Annotated in this window: 12 protein-coding genes and 1 CRISPR repeat array; of the genes, 6 read left to right on the top strand and 6 right to left on the bottom strand. The window is 39.8% G+C overall.

Features of this window, described 5'->3' with window-relative positions:
• Positions 1-3: 3 nt before the first annotated feature.
• The 4 genes from cas9 (at position 4) to cas2 (ending at position 6,231) form a co-directional block, all read left to right on the top strand.
• Positions 4-4,137, top strand: a complete 4,134-nt coding sequence (gene cas9, locus KZP23_RS14110; protein ID WP_226332397.1) for a type II CRISPR RNA-guided endonuclease Cas9 — start codon at positions 4-6, stop codon at positions 4,135-4,137.
• A 252-nt stretch (positions 4,138-4,389) separates the two neighbouring features.
• On the top strand, positions 4,390-4,977 hold the full coding sequence (locus tag KZP23_RS14105; protein WP_226332395.1) for a transposase: 588 nt from the start codon (positions 4,390-4,392) through the stop codon (positions 4,975-4,977).
• 20 nt (positions 4,978-4,997) lie between these two features.
• Positions 4,998-5,891, top strand: a complete 894-nt coding sequence (gene cas1 / locus KZP23_RS14100) for a type II CRISPR-associated endonuclease Cas1 (RefSeq protein WP_226332394.1) — start codon at positions 4,998-5,000, stop codon at positions 5,889-5,891.
• Positions 5,884-6,231 (top strand): CRISPR-associated endonuclease Cas2, encoded by a 348-nt coding sequence (gene cas2, locus KZP23_RS14095; RefSeq protein ID WP_186755497.1) that lies wholly within the window; start codon positions 5,884-5,886, stop codon positions 6,229-6,231. The genes cas1 and cas2 overlap by 8 nt, the downstream gene beginning before the upstream one ends.
• A gap of 277 nt (positions 6,232-6,508) precedes the next feature.
• Positions 6,509-8,224: direct repeats of the CRISPR family, unit length 46 nt; unit sequence GCTGTGATTACCCGTACAAGGTACAATTCTGAAAGCAATTCACAAC.
• Positions 8,225-9,020: 796 nt separating this feature from the next.
• Here the strand turns inward: cas2 and KZP23_RS14090 are convergent.
• The 4 genes from KZP23_RS14090 to KZP23_RS14075 all read right to left on the bottom strand — a co-directional run bounded on the left by KZP23_RS14090 (position 9,021) and on the right by KZP23_RS14075 (position 13,807).
• Positions 9,021-10,274: an NAD(P)/FAD-dependent oxidoreductase gene (locus tag KZP23_RS14090; RefSeq protein ID WP_226332392.1), complete on the bottom strand. Its 1,254-nt coding sequence runs from the start codon at positions 10,272-10,274 to the stop codon at positions 9,021-9,023.
• A 164-nt stretch (positions 10,275-10,438) separates the two neighbouring features.
• Positions 10,439-11,437 carry a 4-hydroxyproline epimerase gene (locus KZP23_RS14085; protein WP_226332390.1) on the bottom strand — a complete coding sequence of 333 codons (999 nt, stop codon included), beginning with the start codon at positions 11,435-11,437 and terminating at the stop codon, positions 10,439-10,441.
• 22 nt (positions 11,438-11,459) lie between these two features.
• A complete protein-coding gene (locus tag KZP23_RS14080) occupies positions 11,460-12,896 on the bottom strand; it encodes an aldehyde dehydrogenase (NADP(+)) (protein WP_226332389.1) in 1,437 nt (478 codons plus the stop codon).
• Entirely contained in the window at positions 12,896-13,807 is a 912-nt protein-coding gene (locus tag KZP23_RS14075) for a dihydrodipicolinate synthase family protein (RefSeq protein WP_226332388.1), read from the bottom strand. The genes KZP23_RS14080 and KZP23_RS14075 overlap by 1 nt, the downstream gene beginning before the upstream one ends.
• Positions 13,808-14,089: 282 nt before the next feature.
• Between KZP23_RS14075 and KZP23_RS14070 the strand changes: the two genes are divergently transcribed.
• Entirely contained in the window at positions 14,090-15,778 is a 1,689-nt protein-coding gene (locus KZP23_RS14070) for a DUF885 family protein (RefSeq protein WP_317197998.1), read from the top strand.
• Positions 15,779-15,982: 204 nt separating this feature from the next.
• On the opposite strand, the gene nagB is transcribed toward KZP23_RS14070, so the two are convergent.
• Positions 15,983-16,813, bottom strand: a complete 831-nt coding sequence (gene nagB, locus KZP23_RS14065) for a glucosamine-6-phosphate deaminase (RefSeq protein ID WP_226332387.1) — start codon at positions 16,811-16,813, stop codon at positions 15,983-15,985.
• Between the two features lie 305 nt (positions 16,814-17,118).
• The gene (locus KZP23_RS14060) at positions 17,119-19,353 is read right to left on the bottom strand and encodes a S9 family peptidase (RefSeq protein WP_226332386.1); all 2,235 of its coding nucleotides are present in this window, start codon (positions 19,351-19,353) and stop codon (positions 17,119-17,121) included.
• Between the two features lie 531 nt (positions 19,354-19,884).
• On the opposite strand from KZP23_RS14060, the gene KZP23_RS14055 reads away from it, so the two are divergent.
• On the top strand, positions 19,885-22,368 hold the full coding sequence (locus KZP23_RS14055) for a zinc-dependent metalloprotease (protein ID WP_226332385.1): 2,484 nt from the start codon (positions 19,885-19,887) through the stop codon (positions 22,366-22,368).
• The last annotated feature ends 97 nt before the right edge of the window (positions 22,369-22,465 follow it).

Raw genomic sequence — 22,465 nt, 5'->3', positions numbered from 1 at the left:
AATATGGAAAAGATTTTAGGTATTGATTTAGGCACAAATTCTATTGGTGCCACCTTAAGAGAAGGGAGAGCGTTTCCTTGGTACGGTGTTTACACTTTCAAAAAAGGTGTTGGAGAAGGAAAATCAGGAGAATATTCATACGCAGCAGAGAGGACTTCAAATAGATCATCTAGAAGATTGTATAACTCAAGAAGATACAGGAAATGGGCAACTTTGGAATTTTTGATCCAAAATGGTTTTTGTCCCTTGAGTTTAGAAAAGCTTAATCATTGGAAATATTATGCTAAAGGAAAAGGGAGAGTTTATCCTGTTGATGATGACCTATTTCAGTCATGGATAAAACTTGATTTTGATAGAGATGGAAAGCCTGATTATTCCAGTCCATATCAATTAAGAAGGGAACTGATCAACAACACACTTGATTTATCAATCAAGGAAAATAAACACAAAATAGGCAGAGCTTTATTTCATATCGCACAAAGGAGAGGCTTTAAAAGTAGTAGAAAAAATGGTGTAAACGAAAAGGTGGCGATTTACAAAGGAAGTTCGGAAACTGGTACAATTGGAAGAAATGAGTATGAGCAGTTATTGATAGACCATAAATCTTTAGGTGCTGCTTTTGCTCATCTTGAAGACTTAGGAAAACGAATTAGAAATAGGTATACCCTAAGGAGTGATTATGAAAGAGAGGTTGACCTAATTTGTAATGTCCAAGGCTTAAATGACGAGAATTTTACTATCCCTGTTAAAAAAGCTATATTTTTCCAACGGCCTCTAAGATCGCAGAAAGGGCTTGTTGGTAAATGTACCTTAGAACCACAAAAGCCTAAATGTCCTATCAGCCACCCAGCTTTTGAAGAATTTAGGGCTTGGAGTTTTTTGAATAATATCAAGTATTTCGATTCTGAAACTGGTAAAATGGAAAGTTTATCTCTAGAACTGAAATCTGCTCTTTTTAAGGAAAAGTTTTTTCTAAAAGGAAAAAATGATTTCAAGTTTTCTCAAATCACAAAACATTTGCAAAAGATTACAAGTAAAAAATGGAAGCTTAATTATAAAGATGAAACAACTGTTCCAGCTTGTCCTGTTTCCGCACGGTTAAAGTCAGTTTTTGGAGAAGATTGGAAAAACATTGCGATTTCTAAATCTATTAAAAAATATGGTAAGCCTAAAACCATTACTTATACTTTAAATGATATTTGGCATATTTTGTTCTCCTATGAAGATGAAGAGTTGCTAGAGGAATTTTTAATCATCAACTTCGATTTAGATGAAAATCAAGTTAAGGAGATTAAAACTCTTTGGAATTCTTTCCCAGTTGGGTATGCTTCGCTGAGTTTAAAAGCAATCAATAATATTTTACCCTTTTTAAAAGAAGGGTTGATATACACTGAAGCGGTTTTACTTGCCAAAATTCCTGAAGTTATAGGAAAGGAAAAATTTAACCTACATCAAGATTTCATAAAAGAAAGGATAAAAGCTACGATTGAAATCAACAGAAAGGAGAAGAAGGTCGTGACCATAGTCAATAAGCTGATTTCCGATTATCACCTTTCTGATTATAAGCAAGGGTTCCGGAATCCGGCCTATATGATAGACCAAGATGATATAAAAGATATTGAAAATGCTATAGAAAATCATTTCGGCAAAGAATCTTGGGAGAAAGAGTCGGAAAAGGATTATTACACTCACAAAGTTAAGCAGTATTATCAGGGATTTTTTAATTCAAAAGACAGGAAACATTTTTCCTCACCACATTTGCTTGATCAGATTAAGGAAGTCCTTGCAGATGAATTTCATATTGAAGAAAAATCCATTTCCAAGCTGTATCATCCTTCTCAAATAGATATTTATCCTCCTGCAAAACGGTTAAAGGATGGGAATATTTATTTACCAAGTCCCAAAACAGGTGCATTTAAAAACCCAATGGCTTACAAAACACTTTTTGAATTAAGGCGCGTGATAAACAACCTACTCGAAATAGGTGAAATTGATGAGGATACTAGGGTTGTTGTTGAGATAGCCCGAGAGCTTAATGATGCTAATAAAAGATGGGCTATAGAATCATATCAAAGAAACAGAGAAAATGAAAATCGCGAAATTGCCTTTGCCATTTCACAATTGTTGAAAGATCCTGACTTCAAAGGAAGTGCAGATCCAGATAATCAAACGGACAGAGATAAATTAAGGCTGTGGACAGAGCAAGCAACTAATCCCAATGAGTTTTGGAAGGAAATATTTGCCACCAAAGACGATGTTAAAAGATACAGATTATGGAAGGAACAAGGCTGTAAGTGTATGTACACAGGAAAAGTGATTCCATTCACTACTCTTTTTGATAAAAATGTGATCGACTTCGAGCATACTATCCCAAGAAGTAAATCTTTTGACAATTCACTTGCAAACCTGACTGTTTGCTATGCTCATTACAATCGGAATGTAAAGAAGAACTACTTGCCTGTAGAGTTGCCAAATTATGAAAAGGATACTTCTGAAGGTAAGGCTATTAGGCCCCAGCTTGTAGATTGGGAGAAAAGAGTTGAATCTCTTTTCAAGCAAATTGAGGCAGCTAAATCCAGATCAAAAAGTGCGATGGATAAAGCCCAAAAAGATGACGCTATTCGTAAGAGACACATGCTTCAAATGGAGTATGATTATTGGAAAAATAAGCTCGATCGATTTACACGAACCGATGTGCCTGCCGGGTTTAAAAATAGTCAGTTGATTGATAGCCAAATCATTTCAAAATATGCATTTCATTACCTCAAGACTGTCTTTAATAAGGTAGATGTACAAAAGGGAACAGTAACGTCACTTTTTAGAAAAATTTATGGGATTCAGTCTAAAGAAGAAGTTAAGGATAGAGGGAAACACTATCATCACGCCATAGATGCCGCGGTCTTAACACTAATTCCTAAGGCTGCTGAGAGAGAAGCTATCTTGAAAAAGTATTTTGAATACTCAGAAAACAATCAAACTCAAGACTATCCTATAAAGCCTTTTGAAGGATATAGCAATTCTATGTTGGATGAAATCAAGCAGAATATATTAGTTAACAATGTACCAAATAAAGATCAAGCTTTTTCACCAGGTAAAAAGCTAGTTAGAAAGAGAGGTAGAGTAGTTTGGAAAAGAGATAATGAAGGAAAATTCATTCTGAATGAAAAGGGTAAAAAAGTACCAATGATCAAACAAGGTGATTCAGTTAGGGGGCAATTACATTTGGATACTTTCTACGGTAAGATTAGAATTGTTGAAAGAGATGAAAGTGGTAAGCCATTAAGAAATGAATTTGGTCAGTGGAAATTTAAAAAAGGTAAGGAAGAATTCAAATTTGTTTTAAGAGTACCTATTGAATCCCTTTCAGATTTAAATTCAATAGTAAATCCAGAATTAGCTAAAATAATTGAAAACCAATTAGATGGAAGACCATTAAAGAAAGCCATATCTGAGGGTTTATATATGTTAGATAAAAATGGAAAAGTCGTAAATAAAATCAGGAGAGTAAGAGTTTGGCAATCTGTTGATCCAATGGAAATCAAGGAACAAACTTATAAATCATCCAAAGTCTATAAGAATTATTATTATGCTAAAAACTCTGAGAATTTTGCATTTGGATATTATGTTAATGAGGAAGGGAATAGATCTATAATTTCTTTAAACCTATTTCAAACTGCATCTTTTGATAACCTAAACTCTATTAAAAACTTAAAGGAATTGTTTGAAAGTAAAATTTTTAACGCAAAAGGGAAGGAATTTTTTCTTCATCATGTATTTAGACCAGGCCAAAAAGTTCTCTTCTTTGAGGAGAACAAATATGAATTAAAAGATAAGGTCAACTTATCAAATCATTTATACTATGTAAGAAGGCTTTATCAGGCGAGTAGAGGAAATATTCAGTTCCAACATCATTTAGAGGGGAGAGATGACAAGCAATTATCAATAGACTTCCCTGAGACCATGATTGACCCAATCACTGGCACAAAATGCGGGAAGAAGGGGATTAATGGTTTCTCTAAATTTTCAGCTGCTTTTGTAGCTCCTAGACTGTTACTAAGTCCAGGGAATTTTAATTTCATAATTGAGGATAAAGATTTTGAAATGGGGCTAGATGGTCAAATAAGATTTAAATTCTAACTATAAAACCTGTCAGGCTTTAAACCCAACAGATTTAAAAACTTAACTGCTTACCATATGGAACAAGATCAATCCTACCACGCTGATAACTATTGGAGCAACCATACCATTGGCTCACAGAGTAATTTCCTAAAAGAAGTATTAACCGACACCTGCTAAGGTCTATGAAGAAATTATGAGAAACTAAAACCTAAACCGGTCAGGTCTGGAAGACCTGACCGGTTTGAACACATTAACCAGCAAATCAAGCTTATGGAACCAGGTCAAAGCTATCATATCTACAACCACGCCAATGGCTCGGAGGATATTTTCCGGGAGGAGGAAAACTATCGTTTTTTCATGCAGCAGTATGCTAAATATTTGGGGGATGTGGTAGATACTTGTGCATATTGTTTATTACCAAACCATTTCCATTTTTTGCTTGGGGTTAGGTCAAAGGAAGAATTGGAGAAAACTTTTCCAAAGTTTGAAACTTTGGAAAAGTTAGTTAGCAAACAGTTCTCCAACTTCTTCAGTTCGTATACCCAATCTTTTAATAAAGTATATGAGCGAAAAGGAAGTCTATTCCTAAAAAACTTCAAAAGAAAACCCATCCTGACAGCGTCCCAATGGCAGGAAACCTTCCTCTATATCCACCTCAACCCAGTAAAACACGGTTTTTCTACATCAGTAATCGATTGGAAATGGTCAAGCTGGCATGCTTATAAACATTTGGAAAAGAAGTCGCTGTTGGAGCGGACCTATTATATGAATTTCTTTGATGGTATGTCCCATGTAAATGATATGATGGAGATAAAAAGGGAGTCCATCTTAAATAAAAACTTGGAAATGGATAATTGATAAACCCAAACCTAATCAAAATGATCAAACGCACCCTTTTCTTCGGCAACCCTGCCTATCTAAGCACCAAAAATGAGCAGCTAATTGTCAGTTTCCCGGACGACCAACCTGATAAAACGGTTCCCATCGAAGACATTGGTATGGTCGTATTGGAAAATCCACAAATTACCATCACCAATGGGCTGATGGGAAAACTGGTCAACAATAAGGTGGCTCTGGTAAACTGTAATGGACAGCATCTTCCTGATGGCCTACTCCTCCCCTTGCATGGACATTCGGAGCAGACCGAACGGATCAGGCATCAGATCAATGCCAGTCAACCATTAAGAAAAAATCTATGGGCTCAGACCATCACTGCCAAAATTCAAAATCAAGGAGCACTCTTGGCAGAAAGGGATATTCCTATCCAAAAGTTAAGGCACTTAGCCAAATCGGTCCAATCAGGTGACACCGGAAACAATGAAGCCCAAGCGGCAGCCTATTATTGGCAGCACATCTTTGACCTACCTGACTTTAACCGAGAGCAAAAAGGACTTCCACCCAACAATCTCCTAAACTATGGCTATGCCATATTGCGGGGAATCATTGCCAGGGCATTGGTCAGCTCCGGCATGCTGCCCACTTTGGGCATCTGGCATCGAAATAAATACAATGCCTATTGTTTGGCTGATGATATCATGGAACCCTATCGTCCATTTGTCGATAAGGTAGTACGGCATATGGTAGAAACAAAAGACCAAATAGATGAACTGGACATTCATTTAAAAAGAGAACTTCTCACCATCCCTGCATTGGATGTTAAGATTGACGGGCAAAAAAGCCCATTAATGGTGGCTGCCAGTAGAACGACCAATTCATTATTTGAATGCTTTGCTGGAATCAGTAGAAAAATCATATATCCCGAATATGGATGAAAGCTTTTATTCAAGACTTAACCAATATCGAAGTTTGTGGGTATTAGTATTCTTTGATCTCCCTACCGAAACCAAAAAGGATCGAAAAATAGCCAGTTCCTTTCGTAAAAAGCTGCTGGATGATGGCTTTTCTATGTTCCAGTTTTCCATCTATATGCGTTTCTGTGCCAGTCGTGAAAATGCCGATGTCCATATCAAACGGGTAAAAAAGAACCTACCGCCCAAAGGAAAAGTGGGCATTATGTGTATCACGGATAAACAATTCGGTATGATGGAACTTTTCTATGGTACCAAAGTCGCCGAAAAAGAAACGCCTTCCCAACAACTGGAATTGTTTTAGAGTAATACTATCCAACTTTTCCAAAGTTCTAAACTTTGGAAAAGTTTAAAAGCTTCTATACGGTTATCCTCCCGTCTCCAGACGCTGGATAAAATAAAAAAAGAGTCCCCTCCTCTAGGCAGCACACCCCAATTCCCTTACAGACTTTCTCCATTCAAATAAATTTGAAAAACAAAAACTTCATCCCCTCCCCAACTTCATCAACAAAAACAGGCTGATTTTTTAATTCAAAAAACGCACATAAAAAACAGCATACCAACCGGTTATACCGGGGTATGCTGTGATTACCCGTACAAGGTACAATTCTGAAAGCAATTCACAACAAAGTTGTAAAACCTATGTATGATTAATTGCTGTGATTACCCGTACAAGGTACAATTCTGAAAGCAATTCACAACCAGCAAATGTTTACCGAAATGTTCAAAGGTGCTGTGATTACCCGTACAAGGTACAATTCTGAAAGCAATTCACAACAGTTCACATATTCTAAGAACAGAACCATGGCTGTGATTACCCGTACAAGGTACAATTCTGAAAGCAATTCACAACATTGTTCATGCTAAGCGCAAAATGGCCGTTGCTGTGATTACCCGTACAAGGTACAATTCTGAAAGCAATTCACAACTCTTCATCTGTACTGCCCCATAAGCTCGCGGCTGTGATTACCCGTACAAGGTACAATTCTGAAAGCAATTCACAACTTAAGAGAGAAATTTCCTTTTTGAGGCAGAGCTGTGATTACCCGTACAAGGTACAATTCTGAAAGCAATTCACAACTATTGGTAGTGAATATATCTTGACTGTCCGGCTGTGATTACCCGTACAAGGTACAATTCTGAAAGCAATTCACAACACCTTCAAAGTGGTATGTCAACCGATACTAGCTGTGATTACCCGTACAAGGTACAATTCTGAAAGCAATTCACAACATGCTATCCTTTGAGTTTGAAAAGTACTATGCTGTGATTACCCGTACAAGGTACAATTCTGAAAGCAATTCACAACAGAGTAAAAATCGATTCTCCCGTGTTTTCTGCTGTGATTACCCGTACAAGGTACAATTCTGAAAGCAATTCACAACCATATCGATTGGTACTTGTACACCGTGTCTGCTGTGATTACCCGTACAAGGTACAATTCTGAAAGCAATTCACAACATATGGCGAAAACGCCCAATTTTCACAAAAGCTGTGATTACCCGTACAAGGTACAATTCTGAAAGCAATTCACAACTTTACAACACCATCAAAAAAACTTGGTAGGGCTGTGATTACCCGTACAAGGTACAATTCTGAAAGCAATTCACAACGTCACTGGTTCTTCATCCCTAATAGGATTCGCTGTGATTACCCGTACAAGGTACAATTCTGAAAGCAATTCACAACTATTTTGGATCAGCTTTCACTTGTTCATCTGCTGTGATTACCCGTACAAGGTACAATTCTGAAAGCAATTCACAACGAGGCTATTATTTGATGTTTTGGTGCTTTCGCTGTGATTACCCGTACAAGGTACAATTCTGAAAGCAATTCACAACCCAAAGTTCCGCCAACCCACTTGTTACCTGGCTGTGATTACCCGTACAAGGTACAATTCTGAAAGCAATTCACAACCGATGATCGGGGCTTTTTGCATTTAGGGGAGCTGTGATTACCCGTACAAGGTACAATTCTGAAAGCAATTCACAACCCCTATTAGGGTATTTAAGCAAAAGAGAAGGCTGTGATTACCCGTACAAGGTACAATTCTGAAAGCAATTCACAACCCAGTAAAGGTTGAAAGCCTGCTCCCTGGTGCTGTGATTACCCGTACAAGGTACAATTCTGAAAGCAATTCACAACCCCTCCGCTGTCGCCTGAATCCACGAAGGGGCTGTGATTACCCGTACAAGGTACAATTCTGAAAGCAATTCACAACGGGGACGGGGTTCTTTGCTTTTTCTGGTTTGCTGTGATTACCCGTACAAGGTACAATTCTGAAAGCAATTCACAACCCCAGTGTTTGTAGCTAAATAATAGTGATCGCTGTGATTACCCGTACAAGGTACAATTATTCGTGAACTTTTGCTTTTCAATGGTTCTCATGAATGCTTGCGCATTTCTGAAAGCAATTCACAACTCAACTACGTGCTTGGCATACTCCAAAGACGCTGTGATTACCCGTACAAGGTACAAGTATTCGTGAACTTTTACTTTTCAATGGTTCTCATGAATGCTTGCGCATTTCTGAAAGCAATTCACAACAAAGTATGGTGAAGACACTGCCTTGCTTTCGCTGTGATTACCCGTACAAGGTACAAGTATTCGTGAACTTTTGCTTTTCAATGGTTCTCATGAATGCTTGCGCATTTCTGAAAGCAATTCACAACTTATAGATATGGAACACGCTTTAAATTTAGGCTGTGATTACCCGTACAAGGTACAAGTATTCGTGAACTTTTACTTTTCAATGGTTCTCATGAATGCTTGCGCATTTCTGAATGTAATTTACAACAAGTCTGCGCGAGGAAGGATTCGAACCCTCTTTGAAATTACCATTACTAGATACAAATATCCGTAAGATTTTACTTTCAATGGATTCTCCTGAATGCTAAAATGATTCACTATTTCCTCTACTTCAAACTAGTAGTAAAGTAATAGCAAAGCTAGGGTAAAGCTATATCAAAGCTGGGGTAAAGTTGGGGCAAAGCTGGGTTAAGGCTGCATATTAGTAGTAATTTCCAGAAACAATGTAAACTCAGACCAACATCAGCCCTTCTTGATATTATGCTATCTCAGATTAATATGTAACTAGTAATGGGTATACCTCCCCACTGCAAATGCCGCCAATTTAACATCCACCGCTTTGCCCTTTACAAGATCCGCCAGGATTTTGCCTGTTGCAGGTGCCAAGCTCAGCCCCATCATGCTATGCCCAGCCCCGAATGCCACATTCTTCCATTTGGGAGCCTTACCGATATAGGGCAAACCATCCGGTGAACATGGACGCATACCTTTCCATATTTGATCATTTTGGGGAAATTCTGCCTCGAATTTCGGATAATAATTGCTTATCGACTCATAAATCCCCCTAACTCTATTAAGATTGATACTATCTGCCCTGTTCGAAATCTCCATTGTTCCACCAAAACGCACTTTATCCCCATAAGGACTCTGGGAAACCCTGGCCTCTGTAAGGATGCTTGACTGCATTAGCTGTGGACTATTGGGCAGCACAAAACTATAGCCCTTTCCTCCCATCATGGGCAATTTGAAACCGAGCATTTTGGCTATCTCTCCAGACCATGAACCTGCACATACCATCACCTGCTTACAGGTAATCCTACCTTCTGTGGTAAGCACCGCTTGCACTTCATCCGCTCCCTTTTCAAATCCCGTAACATTCAAATTGCTTTTTAATTTTACCCCTTTATTTTGCAAATATTGCTTTAGATACTGGTACAAATCCTTCGGAGACAAATGGGCATCATCTGGAAAATAAATTCCACCACGTACATCCACTTCCTGATTGGGCTCCAATTTTTGGACTTCCTTCCTACTAAGCACCTCCACAGCAATTCCACTTTGCTTCGCCAAATGGCTAAATTCGATTTCCTCCTGCTCACCTTCTTTGCTTTTATAAAGCATCAAAAGGCCCTTATCCTGAAAATTGATCTTTCCATTGCCATGTTCGGCGATAAAGTCCAAATACAACTGCTTACTGAACAAGCTGATTCCCTTTAAAAATGGAATGGATTTTTGTACATGCTTTGCGCTTGAGTTTCTATAAAACAACAGACACCACTCTATCAGTCTCCTGTCCAGTCGGGGCTGAATATAAAAGGGGCTTTTTGAAGATAACATCCAAGAGATTCCCTTGGAAATCATACCCGGGGATGCCAAGGGGACAATATGACTCGGCACGATCATCCCCGCATTGCCCGTAGAGCAATTTTCCTCCAAGTCTCCCTTATCAATGACAATCACTTCTTCCCCCTCCTTTTGAAGATAATATGCCGTAAACAGACCGACTATCCCTCCTCCTATTACAATCGTTGGTTTCATAAACGCTTTCTCAACATTATTAAGAGCATCCAGAAAAATTCCGAATACTAAATGGGTTTTTATTCAAAAAGGGTTACTGTCCCAAATGGGACAAAAGACATTTCAATTCTTGATCATATTGAACCATCTGTCTCCCATCTCACTTCTCATGTCTCAAGTCTATATCAAATCACTTGAAACCCCTCCATATAGGGATCATCATCATCCAGAAATATCGTATTATAACCCGTAATTTTGGCCCATCCCTCTATACTTGGAATGATCGCCGGTTCTCCGCCTACTTGAGTAGTCCCGACTATCTCACCGGTAAATTTTGAGCCTATATAACTTTCATTGACAAAGGATTGATGGACCTTAAGCTTGCCTCTTGCATGTAATTGGGCCATTCTGGCCGAAGTCCCTGTACCGCAGGGAGAGCGGTCTATGGCTTTATCTCCATAAAAGACGGCGTTTCTGCTATCAGAAGCCTCATCCAATGGTTTTCCAATCCACTGAATATGACTTAGGCCATGAATCCTTGGATTTTCTGGATGTACAAACTCATATTTTTCATTAATTGCCTTACGCAATTTCCGGCTCATCACAATAAGTTGTTCTGCACTAAAATCCTGAAGTCCAGCAAAGTTCTCCTGAGGATCAATGATCGCATAAAAATTCCCGCCATAGGAAACATCAAAGCTCAATTCACCCAGTTCTTCACAATGGATACTCAGGTCCTTTGCACTGACAAAACTGGCCACATTGGTCAGCTTTACTGATTTAACATGCTTGCCTTCCTGTACATAGCTTACCAATACCAAACCTGCCGGAGTCTCTAGCCTTAGTTTTCCCGGTACCTTGGGAACCACAAGGCCCTCTTCAATGGCTACGGTCACCGTACCGATCGTCCCATGACCACACATGGGCAAACACCCACTGGTCTCAATATAAAGTACTGCCACATCATTTTCTGGGTCATGTGGCGGATATAACATGGATCCAGACATCATATCATGCCCTCTGGGCTCAAACATCAGACCTCTGCGGATCCAATCATAATGTTCCATGAAAAACTGCCGTTTTTCGAACATATTTTCCCCTTCCAAAAAGGGAATCCCACCGGTGACCACCCTCACTGGATTGCCACAGGTATGGGAATCAATACAACTAAATGTTTTCTTCATTCAAGTATTTAGCACCAATATATTAAGACACCAATTTGCCATCCACAGTTCTTGGAATCCCCAATGGATTGGCTTCTTTTAAAGCTGCCGGAAGCAATTCATCCGGGCAATTCTGTAAAGCCAATGGCCTTACAAATCGCTTGATGGCATAAACGCCTACAGAAGTAGTTCTGCTATCGGTAGTCGAGGGGAAAGGACCTCCATGTTGCATGGCATGGCCTACTTCCACCCCTGTTGGGACACCCCCAAACAACAGTCTACCGCATTTTTCCTGCAATGCACTGATCAAATCCTCCTTAAGCTCAAGTTCCGATTTATCAGCCCAAAGCGTAATGGTCAATTGCCCCTGAAGTGATTGGGCAGCTTCCATCAATTCCTCTGGGCTATTATAGGAAACCACTATCCCGAATGGTCCAAAAACCTCTTCTTGCAAGGCTTTATCTTCCAACCAGGATTGGGTATCGGTAAGGGCCAGGGCAGGATAACCTTTATCTGATTGTTCTGCTTTTTTAGACCATATCACCGTATGGAGCTTTTCTATTTCGGATAGACTTGCACTATAAGCCTTCTGAATACCTGCATTCAACATGGTCTGACCATCAATTTCTGCCAGTTTCCCTCCTGCTACCGAAGCAAATTCTTGAGCAAATTTCTCTGGGATAAAAATCACCCCAGGATTTGTACAGAATTGTCCGACTCCCATGGTAAGTGACTGAGCATATAATGCTGCCAACTTATCCAAATCATCCAAAGGCTTTTCTGTCACAAAAATCGGATTGGTACTGCCCATTTCTGCATATACAGGAATAGGCTCCTCACGGCTGTTGGCCAAATCAAACAAGGCTTTGCCTCCCTTAAAAGAGCCTGTAAAGCCTACTGCCTTGGTCAAAGGATGTTTCACCAAGGCCTGTCCTTCTGCTATTCCTCCTTCTACATGTTGGAAGACGGCTGTTGGCAAACCAGCTTTTTCCAAAGCTTTTTTGATGGCTCCATATACCAAAAGGGAAGTTTTGGGATGGGATGGATGACCTTTATAAACTACTGGACAGCCTGCTGCCAAAGCAGAAACAGTATCTCCTCCAGCGGTAGAAAAGGCCAGAGGGAAATTACTGGCTCCAAAGACCACTACTGGACCTATGGGTACCAAATACCTGCGCAGATCCGGCTTAGCTACTGGAGTCCTTTCAGGATTTCCATGGTCAATGGTCGCCTCAAGCCAACTCCCCTCTTCAATATAATCTGCAAAAAGATTAATCTGTCCCGTGGTCCTGCCCAATTCCCCTGTAATTCTACCTTCAGGCAAATGCGATTCCTCACAGGCTATTGGGATCAACTCCTCTTTTATTTCACCAAGGGAGGCGGCCATGTTTCTTAAGAAGCTGGCTCTCTCTGCCAAGGATGTCTTTTTATAAATAGTAAAAGCTTGCGCGGACTGTTCTAATACCTTATCAATTTGCATTATACGCTTGTTTTTAAAGATGCTAGTGCTGGTCTGTTATCTATACCAGTTTGGATTATCTTTTCAATTCTTTCTCTTTCCTCACCGATCAAAGTCAATCTAGGCGCACGTACATTTTCTGTACCCAAGCCTACCATTTGCTCGGCCAGCTTAATGTATTGTACCAATTTAGGATGAATATCCAATTCCAAGAGAGGAAGGAACCATCTATAAATTTCTAATGCTTCATCTATTTTCCTTGCTTTGATCAAATCAAATAGCACGACAGTTTCCTTAGGGAAAGCACAAACCAATCCAGCTACTAGTCCATCAGCTCCCATCAAAACACTTTCCATGGTCAAAGTATCTACGCCACAAAGTATTTTGTACCTATCTCCAAATTTCGTTTTCATCCTGGTCACATTGGATACATCGCGTGTAGACTCCTTCACTGCCTGTATATTATCACATGCAGCCAATTCCTCAAACATCTCCAAAGTGACATAAGTTTTATAATCCACAGGATTATTATAGATCATGATTGGAAGGGAAGTAGCATCTGCTACGGCTTTGAAATAAGCAACTGTCTCTCTGTGATCTGACGGGTATCTCATCGGAGGCAATAACATCAAGGCTTCCACCCCCAGCTTTTCTGCTTTCTGAGCCCATTGAATCGCCTTTGCGGTTGAACCCTCTGCTATATTCAAAATCACAGGCACCCTGCCAGCCAGCTTTTCAACAGTTCTTTGCGTCAATTCAATTTTCTCCTCATCTTCCAACACACTGGACTCACCAAGTGTACCACCTAAGATCACCCCTTTTACACCTCCTTCAAGCTGTGCCTCAAGATTCAAGAAAAAAGTATCATAATCAATGCTGCCATCAGCATGAAACTTCGTAGTCACTGCAGGAAAAACGCCATTCCAATTCATAGTCTTCAAGTTTATGTTTGTGACAAAGTTAGTATCCCGACCAATGAGAATATTGCACCAAATTAGTGATTAGTAATACAATATTCCCTGAGCTAATACTGGATTCACATTACTATAAAGTATGGCCAAAACATTTGAATTTAAACTATTGCTAAGAAATTCTAATCCATTCTTTTATCCAATGAAAAAATAATACATTTTTGAACCCCTAACACAACCTTTGCAAGCGGATAATTTTTTGAAGCACAAATAATATTTTGAATTTAATTGAGCCTATTTGACATGATGAAACAAGCTTTAATATTACTATCATTGCTCTTTTTCCCTCTTTTGATCAAAGCCAATGCACTTTACGAGCCCATTATGAGCTTCCAGGCGGATCGTTCTGCCCTGAACAGGAAATACAGCAATCACCTCAGTGAAGAGTACTTTCAAAGAATGGATCGCTTTTATCATCAATGGCTTCAAAAAGTAGAGTCCATCAATTATGGTACATTAAGTCCTGATGATAAAATTGATTACTTGGCCTTTAAGAACTATTTGGAGAAGCAACTTTATTTTCATCGAGAAGATCACGGAAAATTCAAGGAGATCAGCGGGGTATTGGACTTTAGCACTGAACTGCAAGCATTTTATGTCAACAGAAGAAGAGCCACAAAACCAGATGCCAAGGCCATCGCAGAACAATTCACAGCGGCCAGCCAGGCAATCGACAAAAAATCGGAAGCCCTAAAAAGCGAGCCTTACGATAGTTGGCAAAAAGCAGATTTGGCAGCCAAGAGCGTAAGATCCCTTCAACATGAATTGCAGGAATCGTATGATTTTTATAATGGCTATGACCCAGTATTCACTTGGTGGGTGGCCCAGCCTTGGGAAAAGCTGGACAAAAACCTAAAAGCTTATGCTGACCTTTTGGAGAAAAACTTTAAAAACACCAGCATCAAAGATGATGGCAGTGGCATCATAGGTCATCCTATTGGAGCAGAGGCCATACAGAAAGAGCTGGAATTTGAGCTGATTCCTTATACTGCTGAAGAATTGATAGCTGAAGCAGAAAAACAATTTGCCTGGTGTGAAAAGGAAATGCTCAAAGCATCTGAAGAGCTAGGCTATGAAAAAGACTGGAAAGCAGCCCTTGAACATGTCAAAAACACCTATGTTCCTGCTGGACAGTGGCCTGAAGATGTAGCTAATATGGTGGTTGAAGCCACAGAATATGTGGAAAAGCATGACCTGATTACCATTCCAGAGTTGGCCAAGGAAGTTTGGAGAACCAAAATGATGTCAGCAGAAAGACAAAAGGTAAGCCCCTTCTTTTTGGGCGGAGAGACCATTCTTATCTCCTATCCTACTGCTGAAATGAGCCATGAAGATAAGATGATGAGCATGAGAGGAAACAACCCGCATTTTTCGCGTGCCGTTGTACACCATGAAATTATCCCAGGACATCACCTGCAAGGTTTTATGATGCAAAGACACAAGCCACACAGGAGACTGTTTTATACGCCCTTTTGGATGGAAGGATGGGCCTTATATTGGGAAATGAACCTATGGGAAAAGGATTTCCCTAGAAATACAGAAGACAAAATCGGCATGCTATTCTGGAGGATGCACCGATGTGCCAGGATCATTTTTTCCCTAAATTACCACTTGGGAAATATGAGTCCTCAGCAGTGTATTGACTTTTTGGTAGAGAAGGTAGGCCATGAATATGCCAATGCTGAAGCCGAAGTGAGAAGGTCCTTTGAAGGGAATTATGGCCCATTGTACCAAATTGCCTATATGGTCGGCGGACTTCAGTTCTACTCTTTAAAACAAGAATTAGTCGATAATGGCAACATGAGCGAAAAGGAATTTCATGATAAGGTTCTCAGTCAAAATGCCATCCCAGTGGAACTCATCAGGGCCAGGATGAAAAACGAGACATTATCCAAAAACCATAAAACCCAGTGGGAATTTTTAAAGGACTAAAAAGATCAATTACTTGAAACAAAAAATAGCTTTCTGGTTAACCTGATTTTTGTGTCATTTTGGCGATAGGAAGAATCTCAAATGATTGATTTCTGGAAGTGAAAAATCAAGAGATTTCTCCTATCGTACCAATGACAAAAAGTGTATCAGCCACTTAATTATTATAGATGAAGCAGCATATAGGGAAACACACTAAGTTAACTATTAATACAAATACTGATCAGTTTCCTTATCCTTGGTAGGTTCAATATTATGTTTTTCTATATCCTTGAAGTATTTATAAGTCCCCACTTTCAAGTCTATAGTTGCTTCCTCATCACATACAATCATGGATTTATTATGCAACTGCAAAGCACTTAAGGTCCACATATGGGAAACGCCTCCCTCTACAGCCTTATGCAATGCCCGGGCTTTTTGATGTCCACTCACGATCACCACTACTTCCTTTGCATCCATTACAGTCCCCACTCCCACCGTCAGGGCTAACTTCGGCACCTTATTGATATCATTTTCAAAAAATCTTGAATTGACCATTCTGGTTTCTGTGTTCAGCGTTTTTACCCTCGTTCTGGAAGACAGTGAGGAGCCGGGTTCATTAAAGGCGATATGCCCATCAGTTCCTATTCCACCCAAGAACAAATCAATCCCTCCTACTTCTTTGATCTTCGCTTCATATTTTTCACATTCCAAGCTTAAATCTTCCGCATTACCATCCAAAATATTAATGTTCTCCTTAGGAATATCAATATGATCAAAGAAATGCTTGAACATAAAGGAATGATAACTTTCAGGATGAGTCTCTTCCAATGCTACATATTCGTCCATATTGAAAGTAATGACATTTTTGAAGCTAAGCTTACCACTCTTGTTCAATGCTGCCAGTTCCTTATATGTACCGATCGGAGAAGATCCTGTAGGCAAACCTAGCACAAATGGTCTGCTATGCTTTTTTTGATGCGCATTGATTTTGTCTGCAATATAATTTGCTACCCACTTCGATAGCAAATCATAGTTATTCTGGATTAGAAGCCTCATTTATTTAATATTTTGATTTATAAAAAAGCCATCAATTATATTCCCAATATTAATTAATCAACTGGTCAATCTTATTGAAATATTTTATTTATTAACGCAATAAATATACAAAAAATACACAATTAAGACTATCAGAGAAATCAATGTACATGATTTTAATTGCCTTTTGTATTGCTAGGCTCATTTCATCGTAGAACAGATTCGCAAAAAAACAGGCCATACACTAGCATAGCCTGTTCTAAAATTCATCTCCATTCCCTGAATTCACCAGTAATTCAGGTATAGTAATTCCAAAATTGATTTAATTAAAAACTACTCCAAGCTGGTGGTTCAACCCCAAGTAGATGTTCTACAAAAAAGTCCCTTCGCTTATGCTCTCCATAACTTCCTCCTGAGCTATGTCCCATACCAGGCACCATCAAAAACTCAAAATCCTTATCATTTTTAATCAATTCATCTACCAATTGATAAGTGGACGAAGGATCTACATTATCATCCATTTCTCCGACAATCAAGAGTAGTTTTCCTTCCAAATTACCTGCATTGACCACATTGGAACATGCTGCATAATGCTCTCCTATTGGATAGCCCATCCATTGCTCATTCCACCAGATTTTATCCATCCGGTTGTCATGGCAACCACAGGAAGAAACAGCCACTTTATAAAATTCCGGATGGAATAATAAGGCTCCGGTTGAGCTTTGACCTCCAGCAGAGGTCCCAAAAATCCCCACCCTTTCCAAATCCATATAAGGCCGGCTCTTAGCTGCTGCCTTCAACCATAGTTTCCTATCTGGAAAGCCCGCATCCTTCAGATTCTTCCAGCAAACATCATGGAAGGCTTTGGAACGATTGGAAGTACCCATTCCATCTATTTGAACTACTATAAAACCCAATTCAGCCAATTCATTCAAACCACGATAATTGGGGGCAAATGATTTGGGCACAAAAGAGTCATGCGGACCCGCATAGATATACTCGATTACTGGATAGGACTTTTTAGGATCAAAATTTCTTGGTTTGATAATCAATCCCCAGATATCCGTTTTCCCATCCCTTCCCTTGGCAGAAAAAATCTCGGGGGCTTTCCATCCTTCTTTTTCAATTTCGCTGATATCAGCTTTTTCCAAATCCATGACCTTATCTCCACTCTCTAAGCTTTTGAGTACAGTAACTGCAGGCATATCCTGGCGGGAATAATGATCGACAAAATACTTTTTATCAGGAGAAAGGCTTATCTGGTGATTGGCCTTTTCCTGGCTCAACTGCCTAAAATCATCTTTGTCCAAACTGATGCTGCACAGGTGAAGATGATAGGGATCTTCCCCATTTTTTAAACCACTGGCCAAAAAGAATATCTTCCGCGCTTCTTCATCTATATGCAGCACCTCTCTGACCACCCAAGATCCTTTGGTAATTTGTCTTTTAACCTTCCCAGTTTCCCCATCATACAAATACAAATGATTCCAACCATCACGTTCTGAAGCCCAAATAATTTCCTTCCCGTCTGCAAGATCCTTGCGAAATTTCTTCCCACTATAATGGATAAAGGTCTCACTTCTTTCCTCAATTAAGGTCCTGATAGAAGCATCCTCAGCATTAACCTCCAACACCCTATACACTTGGTGTCCCCTTTGATTGTATTCAAAAGTAAATGCCCGGCTATCTTCACGCCATCTGATGCCTGAAAGGGAAAACTGATGATCTATTAGATCTGTTTTTATAGGCAAGCACTGTTGAGATTCCACATGAATCAAAACAGGCTGCTTAACAGGCAGGGCATCCCCCGGTTTTACATAATCTCTTGTTTCTATGGAGGGCTGTAGCTGTCCTACAGGAGCAGAAGATATCAAAGTTAATTTTCGTACAGGTGCAGGTCGCACTTTATAAGTGGCTAATTTTTCTCCATCTGGTGACCATTTAAGTGATGCTGCATAAAACTCTCCAGGAGAGCCATCAAAACTCAGTTGGGTCAGCTCACCATTTTTCAGGTCTTTGACCCAAATATTATTTTCTCTAATAAATGCCTCCTGACTACCATCTGGTGATTGCACTGGATCTCCTTTACGCTCATCCCATCTGTTTCCCCAGTAGCCCTTATTCTCCTCATTTATGGCATCTCCTTTTTTTAGATCACCATTTTGCAAATCATACTTCCAATAAAATCTCTTTACCTGAAATTCAAGCAAGGTCCCTTTATTCGCCACCTTAAGTTCCTTAATAGGCAGATGGAAGGCTTTTAGCGTATCTTTCAGTTCCTTATTCAACTTCTCGCTCAAATCTTGCTGATCAAACAAGGGACCTTTACTGGTACTTTCTGGCTTCACTCTGATATATTCAGTACCGTTTTTAGTTTTCATGGAATACCAAAAATCTTGACTATCATCAATCCAGTTAAACTTACCGGGCGCATAATAAACTTTCGAAAAAGCTTTCTTTACCTCTGCAGCACTTTTATAGTCTTTGAGTGTACCCTGAGCAAACAATCCATGACTGAGTAAAGTACCAAGGATCAAACAATACAAATATCTTTTTATCATAAAAAAGAGGTTTAATATTACAAATTTACACCATACAACTTATAATAATCTTAGCTTAACCTATTTCACCAAACTAACCAATACTGATACAGGGTTAACTATTCTATTATTTAAAAGTGCTCTTCTTTCCTCTATTCGGATATCTACTACCATAGCCCCTCAATAAACCTTCAACCATATAGCCTAAGCGTTCTTTTACAAAAATATACAGCCGTACAGACCATTAATCATGGTCAATTATTGATTTTTATTTATTATTATATGTATATCCGCAATTGCACCAGTAAAAGTTAAAAGCGAATCGAAATGTTCGTTTTAATTAAAACATCAACTCCTTCGGTCTTCAGTCTTCAAACTCCCGACCACTTAAGCAAAGGATTTAAGGTTACTGGCATCATTGCGGATAATCAGATATTATTATATTCACAAGTATAGAGGAAACGCTCCTTTCATTATTATTTTCGGTACACCTATCTACCCAAATGGCCTGCTTAAATTTTTAACCATTTCACATCATCACTAATGAATACTATGAAGATTAAACCAGAAAAAACCCTACTGCTAATAGCTCTCTTTGTCTTTCTCACTAGGGTGAATCAACTAGCTGCACAACAAAAACCATTGCCAACGATTTCTTCCTTTACTGAAAACATGGTCAATCAAGACGGTTTTTACCCCTTGTACTGGGATGATGCAAGTGGTAAGATTTATCTTGAAATCACTGCCCTAGATAAAGAAATCCTCTATTACCCCTCCTTAGCCGCTGGTTTAGGGTCAAATGATATTGGTTTGGACAGAGGAAGACTCGGTGGCTCCCATGTGGTAAGTTTCAATAAATCTGGAAATAAAATATTGATGACTGAGAGCAATTATGATTATCGGGCCAATACGGATAATCCCATGGAACAAAAAGCCGTCGAAGAATCATTTGCTAAATCTGTACTTTGGGGATTTGAGCTTTCTGCCCAAACCAACGAACACTACCTAGTGGATGTGACTGACTTTGTCCTTCGAGATGCTATTGACGCTGCCCAATCAATCAGTAGAAATAACCAAGGTAATTATAAAGTAGACAAGAGCCGTTCGGCAGTTTATTTGGAAAGGACCAAAGCATTTCCTAAAAACACAGAAATAGAGGCCATCATTACCCTAACAGGCGCTCAAGCGGGTGGTTATTTAAGAAGTGTCACACCAAGTCCAGATGCGGTGACATTGAGGATGCACCACTCATTTGTGGAACTCCCTGATGATGGATATACTCCTAGGGAATTTGATCCCAGAGCTGGTGTAAATCAGGTAAGTTTTTATGATTTTGCCAGCCCCATCAATGAATCCATCGTCAAGAGATATATTCGACGCCATAGGCTTGAAAAGGTAACCCCAGGCCCAGCCCCCAGTGAGGTAAAAGAACCTATTATTTACTATATCGATCCGGGAACACCTGAGCCAATCCGTACAGCCTTGATGGAAGGCACCCAATGGTGGGCTGAAGCTTTTGAATCCGCAGGTTTTATCAATGCCTTCCAAGTTAAGCTACTTCCCGAAGATGCAGACCCCATGGATATCCGCTATAATTTAGTCCAGTGGGTGCACCGATCTACTCGTGGATGGTCCTATGGAGGAGGCATCACTGACCCAAGGACTGGTGAAATCATCAAAGGAAAAGTCACCCTTGGCTCCCTAAGGGTAAGACAGGATTTTCTCATTGCCCAAGGACTTATAGCCAATTACCTAGAAACAGGCGAAGTAAAAGATGAAGCCATGTTGGACATGGCATTGGCAAGGATGCGCCAATTGGCAGCTCATGAGGTGGGACACACTTTGGGTTTGCCCCATAATTATATAGCAAGCTCACAAAACCGGGCTTCTGTAATGGACTACCCTCATCCTAGTGTCAAACTTAAAGGAAAAAAACTGGATATCTCTGATGCTTATGCTGAAGGGATTGGTGAATGGGACAAAGTAGCCATTCAAATGGCCTATACCGAATTCCCTGAAGGCCAAAATGAAAAAGCTGCCATCCAAAAAATGGTGGAAGATTATAGAAAAGAAGGCTTGGATTTCCTCTCAGACCAAGATGCCAGACCCGCAGGAAGTGCCCATCCCGCAACCCATTTATGGGATAATGGAAAAGATGCAGTAGAAGAGTTAAACCAGGTAATGAAAATAAGGGCTTTGGTTTTGGCTGATTTTGATGAGAGTAAAATCAAAATGGGTGAGCCATTAGCCACAATAGAGGAAGTCTTTGTTCCCATGTACCTATTCCACCGGTACCAAGTAGAAGCCGTATCCAAAGTGATCGCAGGAGTCAATTATTCCTATTGGTTACGTGGAAATAAGGAAAAACCAGTAGTAACGGTGCCAGCCAAAGAACAGAAAGAGGCCATTGAGTCGATTATAGCGACCCTATCCCCTGAAAACTTAAAGGTCCCTGAAAAAATATTGGAATTGATTCCACCAAGACCTTATGGATACCGGGCCAATCCTCAAGAAACCTTCAGTGGTAAAACAGGCCTCACCTTTGACCCAATGGCAGCTCCTCAGGTCGCAGCTGATCTCAGCCTTTCTCTTCTGTTCAACCCTCAAAGGGCATCAAGATTGGTCAATCAACATGCCATGGACAATTCCCTGCCCGGATTAGAGGGGTTAATAGAACAGCTCATCAATTATTTGGATGGCCTTTCAGGAGAAGTCAGTTACGAAGGGGAAATAAAAAGGATGACCGAAAAATTATTATTGCAGAAATTAATCCAACTATCCCAGGACAATGCCGCAAGTGCTCAGGCCAGAAGTATTGCATATTTTGAAATAGAAAAATTAATCCAAAAAATGAGTGCTTCACTTACCAATAGCTCACAAAGGGCCCATTATGAATATTGTGAGGCTATTGTAGCTCAAATGCACAAAGCACCCAAAGAAAAAGTCCAGGTGCTTGATCCGCTTCCCGCCCCTGCTGGCTCCCCCATTGGTAATGAAAGTCTTGAATGGTTAAGGCCAATTTGCAGCGAAGAATAAAAACAAAAAAGCCGGGCAAATCTATTGATTCAGCCCGGTTTTCCTATTTATCTGCATTATCTAATAATAATCCCTATTACTAATTGCAGATGCTACT

The organism is Echinicola marina (assembly GCF_020463795.1).
Lineage (GTDB): Bacteria > Bacteroidota > Bacteroidia > Cytophagales > Cyclobacteriaceae > Echinicola > Echinicola marina.
This window is presented reverse-complemented; position numbering and strand designations above follow the sequence as displayed.

Bases quoted from the DNA above. Each gene is read 5' to 3' on its own strand.
- KZP23_RS14085 (WP_226332390.1), bottom strand. From the start codon at position 11,437: ATGAAGAAAACATTTAGTTGTATTGATTCCCATACCTGTGGCAATCCA.
- KZP23_RS14070 (WP_317197998.1), top strand. From the start codon at position 14,090: ATGATGAAACAAGCTTTAATATTACTATCATTGCTCTTTTTCCCTCTT.
- KZP23_RS14055 (WP_226332385.1), top strand. From the start codon at position 19,885: ATGAAGATTAAACCAGAAAAAACCCTACTGCTAATAGCTCTCTTTGTC.
- KZP23_RS14090 (WP_226332392.1), bottom strand. From the start codon at position 10,274: ATGAAACCAACGATTGTAATAGGAGGAGGGATAGTCGGTCTGTTTACG.
- KZP23_RS14080 (WP_226332389.1), bottom strand. From the start codon at position 12,896: ATGCAAATTGATAAGGTATTAGAACAGTCCGCGCAAGCTTTTACTATT.
- KZP23_RS14105 (WP_226332395.1), top strand. From the start codon at position 4,390: ATGGAACCAGGTCAAAGCTATCATATCTACAACCACGCCAATGGCTCG.
- cas1 (WP_226332394.1), top strand. From the start codon at position 4,998: ATGATCAAACGCACCCTTTTCTTCGGCAACCCTGCCTATCTAAGCACC.
- KZP23_RS14060 (WP_226332386.1), bottom strand. From the start codon at position 19,353: ATGATAAAAAGATATTTGTATTGTTTGATCCTTGGTACTTTACTCAGT.
- KZP23_RS14075 (WP_226332388.1), bottom strand. From the start codon at position 13,807: ATGAATTGGAATGGCGTTTTTCCTGCAGTGACTACGAAGTTTCATGCT.
- nagB (WP_226332387.1), bottom strand. From the start codon at position 16,813: ATGAGGCTTCTAATCCAGAATAACTATGATTTGCTATCGAAGTGGGTA.
- cas9 (WP_226332397.1), top strand. From the start codon at position 4: ATGGAAAAGATTTTAGGTATTGATTTAGGCACAAATTCTATTGGTGCC.
- cas2 (WP_186755497.1), top strand. From the start codon at position 5,884: ATGGATGAAAGCTTTTATTCAAGACTTAACCAATATCGAAGTTTGTGG.